We start from the raw sequence: 15,698 nt of genomic DNA, 5'->3' as shown, positions 1-15,698 counted from the left end.
CCCCCCATGAATTCCCTTTTGAAGCCAATACGCCAGCAAGCGTGAGGGTCATCTGACTTCATTTTGTATACGATCTGCCACCACCCTGTCGCAAAGCAGCCACGCATTCCGCCCAATGCGCCCCAAAAAAGAAGGGCCGCCACGGCGACCCTTCTCAGCAATTCATTCAGCCAGATGCTGTCAGTTCATCCAGCGATCGCCACGGCTGCGACGACGGGGCAACATGGGCAGCAGGATGCCAAGCAGGATACCGGCACCCACCATGGCACCACCACGGATAAACCAGTCCATCTGCATGTCGTGCTCCTGGTTGTCGTAGCTCTGGGTCAGGGCATCATTCTGCTCTTTGAGATTGCTCATCTCCTCACCCTGACTGACCAGCTGGGCCTTGAGAGCGGCGATCTCCTTGCTCTGGGCAGCGATCTGGCCATCCTTCTCGGTGAAGCGTTTCTCGTTGTCACCGTTGAGGTTCTGCAGGCGATCTTTAAGCTCATCGCGCTCTTTTTCCACCTGGGGCAGACGCTCGCGCAGGCTGATCTGGCTCTGCAGTTCGCTGTTCTTGATCCACCCCTCGCGGCCACGACCGTCCACCACCTGGGTGAAACCGGCCTCGCTGTTCACCGCCTTTACCTCCAGCGGTTCACCAGCCTTGACGCTGCCAAGGATCCGGTACTGGGTACCCGGGCCATTGTGGATATAGGTAAAGATGTTGTCTGAAACATAACGGGTATCGGCCAGTGCCTGTTGGGCACACAAGCAGATCAAAATCCCGAGAAGGGCGCGCATGGTCGATCGGTTCTCTTTTTCAGGTTTGGACAAGAGGTTGAATGTTAAGCCGCCAGCAGGTTAAAGGACAAGCAAAGAAAAAGCACCTCCCCCGGGATAATACGCGCAGAGTTGCGAGTCACCTCGCAACTTGCCCGTCTGCGGCCTCACTTGTTTTTCAGCTCCTGCACCTCGCTGCGCAGGGCGCGGATCTCCCGCAGCAGCTCCTCTTGCTGGTTGTTGTAGTGATGACGCCACTTGTCGGTCTCGCCATCCCCCTTGTTGGGCTGCAAAAACAGGCTGGCCATGAAACCGCTGATGGCACCGAACAAACCGACCCCGAACAGGATCAGCAGGCTGGCGACAAACCGCCCCTCCTCGGTCTTGGGCACCAGATCGCCGTAACCCACTGTCGAGAGAGTCACCAGCGTCCACCAGAACGCGTCGTAAGGTGTCTCAATCTGGCTGCCGGGCTGGCCTGACTCAATCCAGTACATGACGCCGGAACCCACCCCCAGCAGCAGGAAGAAGAGGAACAAGATGCCGGAGAGGGTGGTCTCGTTGCGCTCGCGACGGAACATGGCCCAGAGATCCGGGTGCTCCTTGAACAGCTGATAGACCCGCCAAAGCTGGATCAACCGCGCCCAGCGCAGTTGCTCCGCCATCGGCAGGCTACCCGGCAGATAGATCCAGTTGGCCTTGAAATAGGCCTTGCGATCAGAGGCCCGGATCCAGCCATAAGCAAAGTGCGCGAGGAAGAAGTAGCAGATCAGACTGTCGAGGTCATAGAAGAGCTGCAGAGTCTGTGGTGTGAGGCTCTCATGGCCCCACCAGCGGGCCGTCACCAGCACAACCGAGATAATCGACAGAAATGCCATCAGCAGATCCATCGCCCGCAGATGAGTTAAGTGATGTCGCATACATTTTCCAACTTTAAGCACAGTGCAAATTAATAAAAGAGAAGATAATGCCGATAGTCCTGAGGGCAAAGGAAAAAACGGCTTTTAAAAGGAGAATGACAATGCAGCTGAACCTGCTGGAGAAAAGAATGAGCAACATCCGGTTGGTACCCAAAGTGGTGCTGCTGATGGTGTTCAGTACCCTCCTGCTACTGACAAAACTCTGGTTTGACGCCAACAATCTGGAAGCGACCCTGCTCAGCGAAGGGCTCGATCCCGCCAAGGCGGATGCGATCTCCAATCGCCTGCTCTGGACCGGCCTGATGGAGACCGCCATCATGGGGCTGCTGTTCGTGATCCTGCTGCTCACCGGCTCCCGCCTGATGGTCAAGCAGGTGCACTATCTGGTGGGCCTGCTGGAGCGCTTCGCCAAGCGGGACCTCAGCCACAAGGTACTGCTCAAGTCTCGTGACGAATTCGGTGACATCGCCAAGGCGGTCTCCCACTCGCAGGAGAATCTCAAAGAGGTGTTTGGCAACCAGCGCGCCGCCTGCAAGGAGCTCAACGACATCGCCTCCCAGGTGACCCTTTGCATGGAAGAGGCCAACGAAGCGATCAACGAAGAGTTCACCCAGATCGAACAGCTGGCCAGCGCCATGAGCCAGATGGTCGGCGCCATTCGTGAAGTGGCCGCCCATGCGGATCAGGCCTCTCACGCCACCGCCGAAACCAGCCAGCTGGCGGAAGAGGGGAGCCGCTGCGTCGCCGACACCGTCAGCACCATCGACACCCTCTCCGGCAACATCCAGCGCTCCGCCACCGTGGTCAACGAGGTAGAGCAGGGGGTCGAGCGCATTGGCTCTGTGGTCGACACCATTCGCGGCATCTCGGAGCAGACCAACCTGCTGGCACTGAACGCGGCCATCGAAGCGGCTCGCGCCGGTGAAGCAGGTCGTGGCTTTGCCGTGGTGGCCTCCGAAGTGCGCGAGCTGGCCAACCGGGCTCAGGCCGCCACCGTCGAGATCCAGAAGATGATCGAACAACTGCAGGGCAATGCCCATCAGGCTGGCGAGCTGATGGCCCAAAGCGTACAGCAGGCCGACAAGGGGGTAGAACAGGTGACCCAGGCCGGTACCCAGCTCGCCACCATAGTGCAGCGGGTACAGGGCGTGGCCGACATGAACCGCCACATCGCCGCCGCCTCCGAGCAGCAGAGCTCGGTCGCCGAAGAGATGCGCGGCAATCTGGAGCAGGTCAAGCAGATCGCCGAAGGCTCCGTCGTTGTGCTGCGCGAACTGCAAGAGGCCTCCGAACTGGTCGAGCAGCACAGCAAGGATCTCGACAGCCAGATCCAGTCCTTCAAGCTCGCCTGACTGTTTTCATGCCCCAATCCGGTTAGACTGGAAGGCCCCTTGAGGGGGCCTTTCTCATTTCCAGCGCACGGCAAGGAGCCAATATGCAGCAGAATGCAACGCACCCACCACTCGAGCTCAGTGACGACAAGGGGCGGCTCGATCTGCCGCTTATCCACCGCTTCTTGTCTGAAGAAGCCTACTGGTGTCGCGGTATTCCCCACAGCACTGTGGTGCGAGCCATCAACCACTCCCTCTGCGTTGGCGGCTATGTCAATGGTCAGCAGGTTGCCTTCGCCCGGGTTATCACCGACAAGGCCACCTTCGGCTATCTGGCGGACGTGTTTGTGCTGCCGGAGTACCGCGGCCGGGGTTACAGCAAGGCTCTGGTGGCAACCATTGTCGACCATCCCGAGTTGCAGGGATTACGGCGTCTCGCTCTCGCCACCTCTGATGCTCACGGCCTCTATGCCGGTTTTGGCTTTGCGCCCCCAGCAAGTCCAGACAGCCTGATGGAGATCTATAACCCTGCCATCTACCAGCGCACCTGATTGACTGGCGGCCAATAATTCCCACCAGATCATGCTTCTCGCCCCTGCGCTGTGACGCGGGAGCCTGACAGTGCTAGATTGGCAACCACCATTTTGAACCGGCAGCGTTGTTAACACCGTGTTGTTAACCCGCTGTCGTGAACCACAAGGACGGCAACCGTGGCCCAGCACTCTCCCTCTTTCTCTGCCCTCTCCCCCTTGCTGCAAGAACAGGCCGAGCGCCAATGGCAACGGCTGATCGAACTGGCCCCCGACTATGGCTCGCTGCCCGAGCCCGTTCGCCAGACCCTGCTGACCCTGCTCGGCCTCTCCGATTTTGTCGCCGACTCCCTCTTCAAACAGCCAGAGTTGCTGACCGAACTGCTCGCCTCCGGGGATCTGGAGCGCTCCGAGCGCTGGCCCGCCTACCAGAGCGATCTGACCGCCCTACTCGCCGAGGTGAGTGATGAAGAGGCGCTCAAGCGCATCCTGCGCCAGTTCCGCCGCAGCCGCATGCTGGTGATCGCCTGGCGCGAGCTGCTGGGCCACGCTGAAGTAGAAGAGAGCTTTATCCACCTCACCAAACTGGCGGATGCCCTGATCTGCTCCGCTCGCGACTGGCTCTACGCCAAACAGTGCAGCGAGCTGGGCACCCCGATGGATGGCAACGGCAACCCGCAGCCGCTGCTTATCCTCGGCATGGGCAAGCTGGGCGGTGGTGAGCTCAACTTCTCCTCGGATATCGACCTTATCTTCACCTTCCCCGAGAACGGTTACACGGTCGGCGGACGGCGCGAGCTGGCCAACCAGCAATTCTTCATCAAACTCGGTCAGCGCATCATCAACGCCCTCCACCAGCCCACGCAGGATGGTCAGGTGTTCCGGGTCGATATGCGTTTACGCCCCTTTGGCGATGCGGGGCCGCTCGCCATCTCCTTCGCCGCCATGGAGGATTACTACCAGCACCACGGCCGCAACTGGGAGCGCTACGCCATGGTCAAGGCGCGGGTACTGGGGCCCCAGTGCGAGCACGCGGTGGAACTAGCCGAGATGCTGCGCCCCTTCGTGTTTCGCCGCTATATCGACTTCGGCGTCATCGACGGCCTGCGCCAGATGAAGGCGATGATCGCTGCCGAGGTGCGCCGCAAGGGGCTGGAGGGCAACATCAAGCTGGGGGCTGGCGGCATCCGTGAAGTGGAGTTTATCGCCCAAGCGCTGCAACTTATTCGCGGCGGTCGTGAACCGGCGCTACGGGTGCGCCACCTGCCCGAAGCGCTGGCCGCCATAGCCCAATGTGGCGCCCTCGAATCTGCCCATTGCGATCGCTTGCTGGATGCCTATCGCTTCCTGCGTCGGGTCGAGAACATATTGCAGGAGATCGGCGATCAACAGACCCAGACCCTGCCCACCGAGGAGCGGGATCGCCAGCGGCTGATCGCTGCTCTGGGTTTTGCTGACTGGGACGCCTTTATGGCTCATCTCGATGAGGAGATGGCCGCCGTCCATCAGGAGTTCGCTGCCGTGGTGGGGGAAGAGAAAGAGGCACCCGCCCATCTGGAGCAGCTCTGGCTCGATCTCTGGCGCACCGAGCTCGACGCCACCGAGCTGGAAAAACTGCTGACTGCGCAGGGGGTGGCCGAGCCCGCCCCGCTCTGCGCCGCCCTGCTGCGTTTCAAGGAGGAGTACAAGCGCCGCCAGGTAGGGCCGCAGGGGCGCATCGCGCTGGACTGGCTGATGCCGGAGCTGCTGCGACTGGTGGTCGCCTGCGAGCAGCCCGCCCGTCTGTTCGAGCGGGTATGTGAGCTGCTGACCCGCATCTTCACCCGCAGCGCCTATCTGCAGCTGCTGGCGGAAAACCCGGGCGCCCTGCGCCAGCTGGTGCGGCTGTGCGACGCCAGCCATCTGGTGAGCGAGCAGCTGGCCCGCTACCCCATTTTGCTGGACGAGCTGCTCGATCCCCAGCACCTCTATCACCCCACCCCGCTCGATCAGTACAAACCCCAGCTGCGCCAGTTCCTGCTGCGCATCCCCGAAGAGGATGTGGAGCAGCAGATGGAGGCACTGCGCCAGTTCAAGCAGGTGCAGCTGCTACGCATCGTGGCGGCCGACATCGCTGGCGCCCTGCCGCTGATGAAGGTGAGCGACCACCTCACCTGGCTGGCGGAGGCGATCACCGAGGAGGTGGTCAATCAGGCCTGGGCCCAGATGAGCGAGCGCTACGGAGTGCCGCCCGAGGTGGCAACCAGCGGCCAGCGCGGCTTTGCGGTGGTGGCCTATGGCAAGCTGGGCGGCATCGAGCTCGGTTACGGCTCGGATCTCGACCTGGTGTTCCTGCACGGTGGCGACCCCAACAGCTACACCGATGGTCGCAAACCCATCGACAGCCGCCAGTTCTACCTGCGCCTGGCCCAGCGGATCCTGCACCTGTTCAGCACCCGCACCCCGTCCGGCATTCTCTACGAGATCGATATGCGGCTGCGTCCCTCCGGCGACTCCGGCCTGCTGGTCTCGTCGCTGTCGGCCTACGAGCAGTACCAGCAAAACGAGGCGTGGACCTGGGAGCATCAGGCACTGGTGCGGGCTCGCCCCATCTATGGCGATGACGCCATCGTTGCCGAGTTTGCCCGCATCCGCCGCGATGTGCTGGCCAGGGAACGCGACCTGCCGACCCTGGCCCGCGAGGTGCGCGAGATGCGCCACAAGATGCGGGATCACCTGCTCAAGGCCGGCGCCGGCGAGTTCGACCTCAAGCAGTCCCCCGGCGGCATGGTGGATATCGAGTTTATCGCCCAGTATCTGGTGCTGGCCCACGCCTGCGGCGAGCCCGATGCCCTCACCCGCTGGTCCGATAACGTGCGCATCTTCGATGAGTGCGTGATGGCGGGGGTGCTGACCCTGGAGCAGGCGGAGGGGCTGAAGCAGGCCTATCTGGAGATCCGCAACCTCGGCCATCGCCTCAACCTCTCGGAGATCTCCCGCAAGGTGAGCGACGATCAGCTGCAAAACGAGCGCAGCCATGTGCTCGCCGTCTGGCAAACCCTGCTGGGGGAGTAATTCCCGCCAGCGGCAATGAAAAAGGGCCCGCCTGAATTGCTTCAGGCGGGCCCTTCTCTTATCGGTAAAACAGCATTCTTGCGGCTGCTCAGCCGTGATCCATCACCGTCTCCACCAGCATGCTGTTGAAACGCTGATAGGCCTCTTCCTCAAGGAGCCCCGGATAGCTCAACACCCGCAGGGCATGACCTTGATAGTCAGGATGATAGGGTGGGTGGAGATGGGCATAGTCGTTGAGACAAAAGCCCAGCCCCTGATAGAAGCGCAGACGGCGAATGGCAATCTCATCCTCTGGCGGATCGATCTCGAGAATGACGGTTTTGCCTGCCCGCTCGCAAAATTCGGCCAGCAGGCGGCTGCCGTAGTTGCGGCCGCGCAGTGCCGGATTGATGGCCAGATGTTCGATATAGATCTGCTCGCCACACGCCCACCAGAAGATGAAACCGAGCAGCAGGCCGTCCTGATAAAAGATTTGGCAGTGATAGCGAGGATCCCGCATCTTCTGGGGCTGATGCTGTGACTGGCGCTGCTCGTAGCGGGGAAAACTCTCGCCATAGATCTGCCAGACCAGCAGCCACGCCGGATGGTTTACCTCTCTAATCACTTCACTCTCAATCATCAGAACTACCTCTCGTTTATTTCGCAGAACGTTCATCTATACATAAAAAGTTCTGCCACATCATCCTCTGATGAAATAAAAGCCAGAACGCCCGATTAGCGGGCGCCATCCGGTTGCGAGACAAACCGCTGCTGGCTGCCATCGGGCAGCAGCGCCAGCACGCTTTGAGCGGCCAGTTTTATCCCTGCCAGCTCGGTGGCCGGGCCAAAGTTGGCTATCAGTCGAGTACCATCGGCAAACTCGCTCTGCTGCACCTCTCCTCGTTTGTCGAGCCAGCGAAAACCGGTGAGCGGCTGGTTGTAGAGCCGCTCATGCAGTGGGCGGAAGAAGGCATCGAGTCCCTTGAGGTAGGGAATGCGCACGCTGGCGCTATCCAGACTCATGTTGAGCAACGGCGGCACGTTGTAGAGCTGCTGCAACAGTTCGGTCACCTGACGGCTCTCCCTGAACTTGAGGCTGTCCATCGTCCAGTGGTGGGTGGTCACTATGCTGTCGTGAAAGACGCTCTGGAGCAGCGGCAACCGCAGCGCCGGATCGAAGTAGAGCCCCTGATACTCAGGTTTTAGGTGGCTCTGGCGAAAAAAGAACGCAGGCTGATAGTCGGGATACCAGACCCCCAGATAGTAGGGAGAGCGCTTGTTGCGGCGCATATCGGGATCCTGCCAGCCAAAGCCGCTGGTCTGGGGGCCGTGGGCAAAGGCCGCGGTGCGGTTGGCAACCGAGCCGCCCTCCTCGGAGCCCACCAGTACACCCTGACTCCTGGCAATCCACGCCATTCCCGCCATCCGGTTCTGTGCATCCTGCGCCTGACTGGTCGGCTTGGCCGGGTCGAAATCGTCAAACACCATGCCGGTCGCCGCCACATCGAGGAACCAACTGTTGTAGTGGCTCGCCTGCTGCAATTTGGGCACTCGCTGCTCCATCACCGGGCGCACACAGGCCTGATTGGTGTAGACACCGCTGTTTTGAAAGCCGCTCTTGCGCCGCCCGTTCTCCTGCATGATGCCGCAGCGCAGGTAGATATCCTGCCCCATCTGGGCGGTGAGCCAGCTCTGCTGGCGATTCCCCTCCGGCAGCGCGGTATCGTAGGAGTCGTAAGGAGCGATGAGATAGCCCGCCGCTTTGGCAAGTTCCATCCCCTCTGACGCAGCAAAACCGGCGGTCCACTGGGGCAGCCCCAGCCAAAGTCTGGGAAGATCTGCCTGTTTGAGGGCATAGATCATCTTGGCCGAGCTGCCATCACCCCAACTCTGCGGCTCGTTAAGCGCAGCCCCCAGTTGCCTGGCCGCCAGTGCGCGCCGGGCAGCGAAATCAGCCGGTTGCTGACCCGGATGGCGCAGCGCCAGCGCCTGCTCAACTCCGGCCAGCACCCGGTTTTGCAGGTAGCGGTTTCGCTCAAGATCGGGCGCTTGCAGCTCACGCTTGCTCTCCCCCTTGAGCCAGTCAACAGGGATCAGGCGGCGCAGCGCGGGCCAACTCTTCACATCCTGTGGCACCAGCAGTCGCTCGCCCCAGAGGTAGAGGTGAGAGGCACCGATCAGCCGTTTGCCATCCGGTACCGCCGCCAGCTTGCTTTCGAGCGAGACCAGCTCGCCCCGCTCCTGCAACCAGCTGCGATAGGCCTTGGCCGCCGCCAGCCAGTCGTTGCCCGGTTGCAACGACACTGCCACTTCATAGGGGTCAGCCAGATTGAGGCGATTGACGCTGTGGGTCGCGGTGAGGGCAATGCCATCTTTCTTCGGAGCAAAGGTGAGCCGGTTGTTGAAAGGGTTGGCAAAGAGGATCGCCAGCTGCTGATCGCCGTGATCCAGCCCGACCACCGGCAGGGTGAGATTTTCGGTGGTGTTGATCCCCTGATACTCCTGCGCCAGCGCCTTGCGCCACGCAGTGTGCGTAGCCGGAATGCGAAATCCCTCGTGGATCGGCAGTATCAGCGCCTGTGCACCTGCCGGTACCCGCGGCCACACCAGCTCGCCAGCACTCGCACGGCTCAGGGTGAGGATCAGACGGTTACCCTCAAGGCGAGCCAAGGCCCGCATCTCGCCATCGGCACGGGTCAGCCAGCTGGCACGCTCCCCCTCCTGCTGCAGCGCGGTGACCGGCTGACGCGGGCCGGGAGAAGAGATGAGAAGGTGCTTGCCCGATGGCAGCACAGCCTCGGCCGCCAGGGTGGCGGGATCCAGCTCGATGCGCCACTGATCGTTGGCAAGGGTCAGCGCCTCGGCAGGCAGGGAGAACAGCGGCGCCAACAGCAGCAGCGGGCGGATCCGGCTCGTTAGCACGGGAAGAAGAGTCATGGTCGGTGATTCCTGATAACACACGGGAATCGCCATTTCAGCAGATTGGCCGCCTGCGATTGTCAGGCCAATGTCAGGATTTCAGGCATCTGACCATCACGATATCCATTAGTCCACCGGCCCCGCCTGACTATGGCTTAGCTGCAACACCAGCTGACCGCGCTGGCTGGTTTGCACCAGCGAGAGGGTACGCCAACTGTCGGGCGTGGCGGCAGGCCAACCCACCTTGCCATCGAGAGGCAGGCGGTTCCACCAGAGCAGGGAATATTGCGGGCGAGCCAGCACCGCCTGATCGAGCCAGAGCGGCATACAAGAAGCGGGATTGGCGGGGGGACTGGCCACCGCCAGCGGCGAGCGGGAGAGCCAGTCCAGATCCTGCACCGCAGGCAGCGGCAGCGCTACCTGCCAATCCTTGCCCGCCACCGCCAACCGCAGCAGATAGAGTCCGGCTGGCAAAGGCGTAGGTAGATCGGCCCCGACAACCCTGACCCCTTTATTCTCTTCCGCCTCCCACTGGGCACCTGCCAACCGGTTGAGACCAGCGGGATCGATAAGTTCAGCGGCGGTGATGGGCCCCTCCCCGGTCAACTGCACCCGATAGTCCCGCAACAACGGCGCATCGCGCTGGATCAGCTCAAGGTGCAGCTCGCTCACCCCATCAGGCAGAGTCAGCGGGAAATCCTTGCCGCAGTGCTGGGCACTCAGCGCAGTCAGCATCCCCTGCCAGTTGCGGCGCTCGGCATCGCTGTTGAGGGCAGGCCATGCCTGCTGCAAAGATTGCCAGGCGTGCCGGTTATCCCCTTGCAACAGCGCCAAGGTAGCCGGTTGCAGCGGGTCGGCGCGTTTGGTTTCCAGGAGGCGTTCGGTTGCCATCACACTACCTGCATTCAGAAGGCCGCCGCTTAGAGCCAACAGCAGCCCAGCCAGCGTTGCACGCTTCACGCTGGCACCTCCAGCCGGTAGCCGATGCCGCGCACCGTCTCGATGGCCAGTCCGGGTAGCTTCTGGCGCAGTTGCAGAATATGGGTATCAACGGTGCGGGTGGAGGGAAACGCCTGATAGCCCCATACCCGGTTGAGGATCTCCTCCCGGCTCAGCACCCGCCCCGCCATCCGTACCAGCAGGGTGAGCAGGGCAAACTCGGTGGGGGTAAAGCTCACCTCCGCATCCTGCCAACTCGCCTGCATCCGGGCGGGATGAAGCTGCAAGCCGCCCACCGCCTGAGTGCCATCCCCCAGCTGACGCAACTGGGCCCGGATCCGCGCCAGCAACTCGTCGTGGGAGAAGGGCTTGGTCAGGTAGTCGCGCGCCCCCGCATCGAGCCCGGCCACCCGATCGCTCACCTCCACCCTTGCGGTGAGCACGATCACCGGCAGCGCCTTGCGCGCCAGCCACAGGGGCAGCCAGTCGAGGGCATCCCCCTCCGGCATGGAGCGATCCAGCAGCACCAGATCCGCCGCCTGCCACTGCTGCTCCGCCGCAGCCAGAGTGTCGCACCAGAGGCAGCGATATCCCTCTCGGGTCAGATAGCGTTGCAGGTTCTCCGCCAGCAGCGCCTCGTCTTCGACAAGCAGGATGGTTTTCATGATTCGGGGTCGCTCCAGAGTTGGCAGGGCAGCGTCAGGGTAAAGGTAGTGGGCGGGCCGGATAGGGCGAGACGCCCGCCAAGACGGCGCAGCAGATGGCGCACGATGGCAAGCCCCAACCCCAAACCCTCGGCACGGGCACCGCGGCGCAGCAGGGTGGCGAGCCGGTAACCCGGCAGCTCGCCGCCATCGCTGACCGCGAGGATCAAACGCCTCGCCTGCCAGCTGGCACAGATCCGAACCGGTGCACGGCCATGCTGGCTGGCGTTGCGCAGCAGGTTGTCGAGGGCGAGATCGAGCCAGTAGAAGGGGAGCGCCAGAGTCATCTCCCGCTCAAGGCAGAAGGTGGCGTCATGCCGCTCGCAGGCCAGGGTGAGCCACTCGGCCAGACTGACCGCCACCTGCTCATCTTCGAGAGTCTCAGCCGCCAGATAGTGGCGACTGGCCTGCGCCAGCTGATGCAGGCGGGCGACACTGCCCAGCAGCTGACCCACGCTCTGCTGGGCGGAAGCGGGGAGCTGGTCGAAATCGTGGCGCAGCTCCTCGCTGATACCGGAGAGCGCCATGATGGGAGTACGCAGCTCGTGGGTCAGCATCTGCAACGCGACGCGCCGCTCCCGTAGCAGGCGCGAGCGCTGCCAGCTGGCCCACCCCAGCAGCAGGATAAAACCAAGCGTGCTGGCCAGCGCCAGCCACTGCCAACCAAGCGTGGGGCGAGTATTGAAGCAAATTGCTCCGACTCGCTCTTCACAGGGGCCATCGACTCGGCTATCCAGCGTCACGCCGAGCCGCTCGGCCAGCGGTTGCCACTGCCCCGCGCCATAACGGCGCCACTGCTGTTCTGCGAGTAGCCAGAGGTGACCCGATTGCAGCAGCCAGCGCTCGCCCCGCAGTAGGGCATCGAGGTTGTCATCGCCGAGCTCGCCAAGCAGCCCCAGCTGATCACGCCGCTCCCGCACATGGAGCAGAGCGTCGAGCCCGGCCGCCGGATGACCAACCTGCCAGCGAGCCGAGCTGGAGCCGCCCAGCGGATAGATGGGGTGAGCGGCAAACCAGCGGGTCGAGGGCACAGCCCCTTGGCCGCAAAGCGCTCGCAGCAGTGGCAGCCACTCGGCGGGCAACTCATTCTCTGTCCCGCACTCCTGCTGATAGAGATAGATGGCCTGCAACTGACGCAGCGGGTAACGCTGCCAGGCAGGATAGAGGGAGTCGGGAGCGATCAGGCGACGATCGAGCCGCTGCACCTCGTCAAGAGGCAGCGCCTGTTCAGGAGCCTGCTTGGCCAGCTCGCCCGCCAGACGATCTGCCAGCGGCCCGGCCAGCACGGGATACGCCATGCCGTAGCAGATCAGGGAGCAGAGCAGCAGGATCAGGCGCATGGGTTCAACTCGAGATGACTCCGGATCAAGGCGCAGCAGATCACTGCGCCATAAAAAATGTCAGCGCCATTTTTCAATGGCGCTGACATCCGGTCAACCGCTAACGGCATTGGCGCGGCTCGCGCCTGCCCATGTGAAGTGTCACCTATTTGAACAGTCCCTTAAGCAGCTGGTCAGCCGCCCCTTTGACGGCCTCGTTGTCGGCCTTGTCACCCAGCAGCTTCTTGAGGCCGCGTTCGGCCTCCTTGCGGGCCTTATCCTCCAGCAGCTTGTTGTTGCTGAGCAGCGTCTTCACATCGAGCTGATAGCTGGGGGCTTGCCAGTAGCCGCCGATCCGCACCGGAATGGTGATCTCCTTGAGCTCATCCACATCCTTCCCTCCCTGCCCCTTGCTGCTCTCGACGATGGAGGTAAGGAACAGGAAGTCGAGGCTCTCCGGCACCAACGCCGTCTGCCCCTCGCCCTTGACGCGCAAGGCGGGAGCAAAGAGCTGGATGTCGTTGCTGCGGGCGATGCCGTTGGCAATCTGGAAGCTGGCGGTGAGGGCGCTGAAGTCGGTCTTGCGCGCCTCCTTCACCTGCTCGGCCCCCTTGCCGCTGAGGGAAGCCCGCGCCTCGCGGATCATCTCAGGCAGGTTGATGCCGTGCAGGGCACCGTCGCTCAGTTTCAAGGTAACCTTGCCCTGCATCCCGTTGCGCAGTGCCAGCGCGGAGAGACCACGGCCCTGCACCTGCACATCGAGATCGCCCTTGCCCTCCAGCAGATCACTCTGGGCCAGAGTCTGCAACAAGGGACGAATGTTCACTCCGGCCACCTGCTTGTGCACCTTGTAGGTGGCGGGCTGCTGGCGTGCGTCCAGTACCCCGTTCGCGTTTACCTGACCGCCTGCTACGGTCGCGCTGAACTGTTTGAGCGTGAGCAGTCCCTTGGCCAGAGCCACCTGCAGATCGACAGCACCGAGATCCAGCCCTTTCAGGTGCAGGCTGCCGAGTTGCAGCCGACCATCCAGATCCACCCCCTTGAGCGCGCCCAGATCCGGTTCGACCGCGGAGAGGGCTTCGCGCTTGCCGGTTGCCGCTTTATTGTCACTTGCAGCGGTATTTGAAGCACCGGCCGCCGATTTGCCCTCTTTCGCTTGTGTTGGAGTGGCCGGTGTCGAATTGGCGAGCCATTTGTCGAGATCCAGCGTCTCCCCCTTGAGATCGAAGCTGATTGCGGGAACAGCGCCAAGCTGCACGGTTCCATCACCACTCAGCAGCGCCTCATCGGCACTCATCACCAGCTTGCTCAGGGTAATCAACTGCTTTTCGAGCTCAGCACGGGCAAACCCGGCCAGTTTCAGCTTCATCTGCGGGCGTGGCAGCGCATCACCTTCCAGCGCTGCCGTCAGCAGCACATCGGAGAGCTCGGCCAGCTTCATCTCTTTATCGAGCCGTCCCTTGAGCGTTCCTTCCAGCGAGCCAGCCAGTGAAGCTTGCTGCCCCTCACCCTTGGCCCCCTTCAGCGCCAACGTGAGGTTGCTCCACTCACCAAGGGCCAGTCGGTCTCCCTTGATGGAGAAACTGTCGAGTCGCAGGGACGGATCACTCAGGCTGCCACTGAGGCTCAAGTCTTTCAGTTCACTCGCCATCACCTCCTGCGCCAGCTTGATCTGGGTCTGCCCTTTAACGTCGAAAGCGAGCTTGTCGGCACTCCCCTTGGCGACCAGCGTCACGGGTACCCACTGACCGGTGGCCAGCTGCCCCATATCGAGATCGAGGCGATCCAGTCGCAGCGAGGTGCCGCTGCGATCATCCTGTACCAGCGCGCTGGCCTGGGAGAGCGCGACACCCTGCAAGCTGATCTGCCAGGGCTTGCTATCAGCGGCTGGCGCAGGGGTTGCGGGGACGACCGGTTCGCTTGCATCAGCAGCGGCATCATTGATCAGTCCGCTCAGATTGGAGCTGCCATCCGCCTTGGTCTGGATAAAGAGATGGGCGCCACTCAGCGTCACCTTGCCAATCTCCAGACGATGGGAGAGCAGCGGCAACAGGGCCACCGAGGCCTCGCCCTGTTCGAAACGAATCAGATCCGGCTCGGCAAAACCGACCGGATTGCGCAGAGCAACCTTCTCCAGCGAGAGGCCGAGACTCGGCCAGAAACGCCAGTCAATCTCCCCCGCCATCACCAGTTCCCGGCCCGTGCTCTTGCGCACCTGTTCAGCCAGTTGGGGCTTGAATTGATTGGGGTCGATAAGGCTTATCAGCGTCACTATGGCCAGCAAGGCCGCCACGGCGATACCGAGCAAGATGAGAACTATCTTCTTCACGATATGCTCCTTGAATCCGGATCCACTGCAGACTATACCACTCACCGTCTGACGAATGGCGTCTGCGGGACAAAAGCGGACAAGGATGAGACAGGGATGGTCGCTGCCAATCTCCATCGTCATCAGCAGGGATCAGGCTTGCAAAGAGGATTGCTGCAGCCGCGCCATCGCGGTACGCGTCGATTCGAAAGCAAAGCTGGATAAGGAAATATCGCTGATCTTCAGCCACTGGCAGGCGGCAACATCGTCAGCCGGCTGGATGACCGGTTTTTCGCTCAGCATGATGGCAAAGAAGGTGTCACAGGTGTGATAGGTGATGCCATCGTAGGGATAGATATTGGGAAAGGAACCGAGATAGGTAAAAGGTTGGGCGCTGACATCGAGTCCCAGCTCCTCCTGCAACTCGCGCACCAGAGCCGCCTCCAGTGACTCGCCGGGATCGACAAATCCTCCCGGCAGATCCAGCAACCCCTTGCCCGGATTGCCCGCTCTCACCGCAACCAGCACCTCATCCTGCCAGCAAAGCGCCACCATCACCGCAGTCGCCACATTCTGGAAAAAATGAAAACCGCAGCCACAGCGAAACTCTTTGGGGCTGACGCTCTGCAGGGTTTGACCGCCGCATTTTGGACAAAACATGGGCTATCTCCGACGAAATAAAGCGCCATTTTAAGCTGTTGCGATCGTTTTTTATGAGTAAAACAGACGGGGAAGACGAGGAATTCAAAGGAATAGTAATAAAACGGGGCAATTATCAGGCGATTTGCTGATTTTCAGGCAATAAAAAACCCCGCTCGATGAGCGGGGTTTCTTGTATTGGGTGCCTGGCAGGGTCCTACTCTCGCATGGCGAATGCCACACTACCATCGGCGCTACCGCGTTTCACTTCTGAGTTCGGCATGGGATCAG

12 protein-coding genes and 1 rRNA gene are annotated in these 15,698 nt (G+C 61.8%); 3 read left to right on the top strand and 10 right to left on the bottom strand.

All coding sequences use genetic code 11. The features are described 5' to 3' along the window. Positions 1 to 180: 180 nt before the first annotated feature. Positions 181 to 786 (bottom strand): TIGR04211 family SH3 domain-containing protein, encoded by a 606-nt coding sequence (locus tag OKC31_RS04050; protein WP_005335443.1) that lies wholly within the window; start codon positions 784 to 786, stop codon positions 181 to 183. A gap of 146 nt (positions 787 to 932) precedes the next feature. Next, positions 933 to 1,685, bottom strand: a complete 753-nt coding sequence (locus OKC31_RS04045) for a potassium channel family protein (protein ID WP_005354446.1) — start codon at positions 1,683 to 1,685, stop codon at positions 933 to 935. 101 nt (positions 1,686 to 1,786) lie between these two features. On the opposite strand from OKC31_RS04045, the gene OKC31_RS04040 reads away from it, so the two are divergent. The 3 genes from OKC31_RS04040 (at position 1,787) to glnE (ending at position 6,600) form a co-directional block, all read left to right on the top strand. After that, complete coding sequence (locus OKC31_RS04040) at positions 1,787 to 3,037, top strand: methyl-accepting chemotaxis protein (protein WP_227095196.1); 1,251 nt, start codon at positions 1,787 to 1,789, stop codon at positions 3,035 to 3,037. An 83-nt stretch (positions 3,038 to 3,120) separates the two neighbouring features. Continuing rightward, complete coding sequence (locus OKC31_RS04035; RefSeq protein ID WP_270656338.1) at positions 3,121 to 3,567, top strand: GNAT family N-acetyltransferase; 447 nt, start codon at positions 3,121 to 3,123, stop codon at positions 3,565 to 3,567. Between the two features lie 159 nt (positions 3,568 to 3,726). Beyond that, entirely contained in the window at positions 3,727 to 6,600 is a 2,874-nt protein-coding gene (gene glnE / locus OKC31_RS04030) for a bifunctional [glutamate--ammonia ligase]-adenylyl-L-tyrosine phosphorylase/[glutamate--ammonia-ligase] adenylyltransferase (protein WP_247823405.1), read from the top strand. 88 nt (positions 6,601 to 6,688) lie between these two features. On the opposite strand, the gene OKC31_RS04025 is transcribed toward glnE, so the two are convergent. The 8 genes from OKC31_RS04025 to rrf form a co-directional block, all read right to left on the bottom strand. Beyond that, positions 6,689 to 7,219, bottom strand: a complete 531-nt coding sequence (locus OKC31_RS04025; RefSeq protein WP_247823406.1) for a GNAT family N-acetyltransferase — start codon at positions 7,217 to 7,219, stop codon at positions 6,689 to 6,691. A 95-nt stretch (positions 7,220 to 7,314) separates the two neighbouring features. Further along, complete coding sequence (locus tag OKC31_RS04020; protein ID WP_270656336.1) at positions 7,315 to 9,516, bottom strand: glycoside hydrolase; 2,202 nt, start codon at positions 9,514 to 9,516, stop codon at positions 7,315 to 7,317. Between the two features lie 108 nt (positions 9,517 to 9,624). Next, a complete protein-coding gene (locus OKC31_RS04015; protein WP_270656335.1) occupies positions 9,625 to 10,389 on the bottom strand; it encodes a DUF2861 family protein in 765 nt (254 codons plus the stop codon). A gap of 65 nt (positions 10,390 to 10,454) precedes the next feature. Continuing rightward, the gene (locus OKC31_RS04010) at positions 10,455 to 11,102 is read right to left on the bottom strand and encodes a response regulator transcription factor (RefSeq protein ID WP_270656334.1); all 648 of its coding nucleotides are present in this window, start codon (positions 11,100 to 11,102) and stop codon (positions 10,455 to 10,457) included. Next, positions 11,099 to 12,481, bottom strand: a complete 1,383-nt coding sequence (locus OKC31_RS04005) for an ATP-binding protein (RefSeq protein WP_270656332.1) — start codon at positions 12,479 to 12,481, stop codon at positions 11,099 to 11,101. Before OKC31_RS04005 ends, OKC31_RS04010 begins: the two co-directional genes overlap by 4 nt. Before the next feature lie 145 nt (positions 12,482 to 12,626). Then, the gene (locus tag OKC31_RS04000; RefSeq protein WP_270656331.1) at positions 12,627 to 14,789 is read right to left on the bottom strand and encodes an AsmA family protein; all 2,163 of its coding nucleotides are present in this window, start codon (positions 14,787 to 14,789) and stop codon (positions 12,627 to 12,629) included. A 132-nt stretch (positions 14,790 to 14,921) separates the two neighbouring features. Beyond that, complete coding sequence (locus OKC31_RS03995; RefSeq protein ID WP_270656330.1) at positions 14,922 to 15,428, bottom strand: NUDIX domain-containing protein; 507 nt, start codon at positions 15,426 to 15,428, stop codon at positions 14,922 to 14,924. Positions 15,429 to 15,611: 183 nt separating this feature from the next. After that, positions 15,612 to 15,698, bottom strand: a 5S ribosomal RNA gene (rrf, locus tag OKC31_RS21705); the annotation flags it as partial.

The sequence above is a fragment of the Aeromonas sp. Y293-4 genome, from assembly GCF_027705905.1.
Taxonomy (GTDB): domain Bacteria; phylum Pseudomonadota; class Gammaproteobacteria; order Enterobacterales; family Aeromonadaceae; genus Aeromonas; species Aeromonas veronii.
The sequence above is the reverse complement of the archived record's forward strand: the minus strand, read 5'-3'. Positions and strand labels throughout refer to the sequence as shown.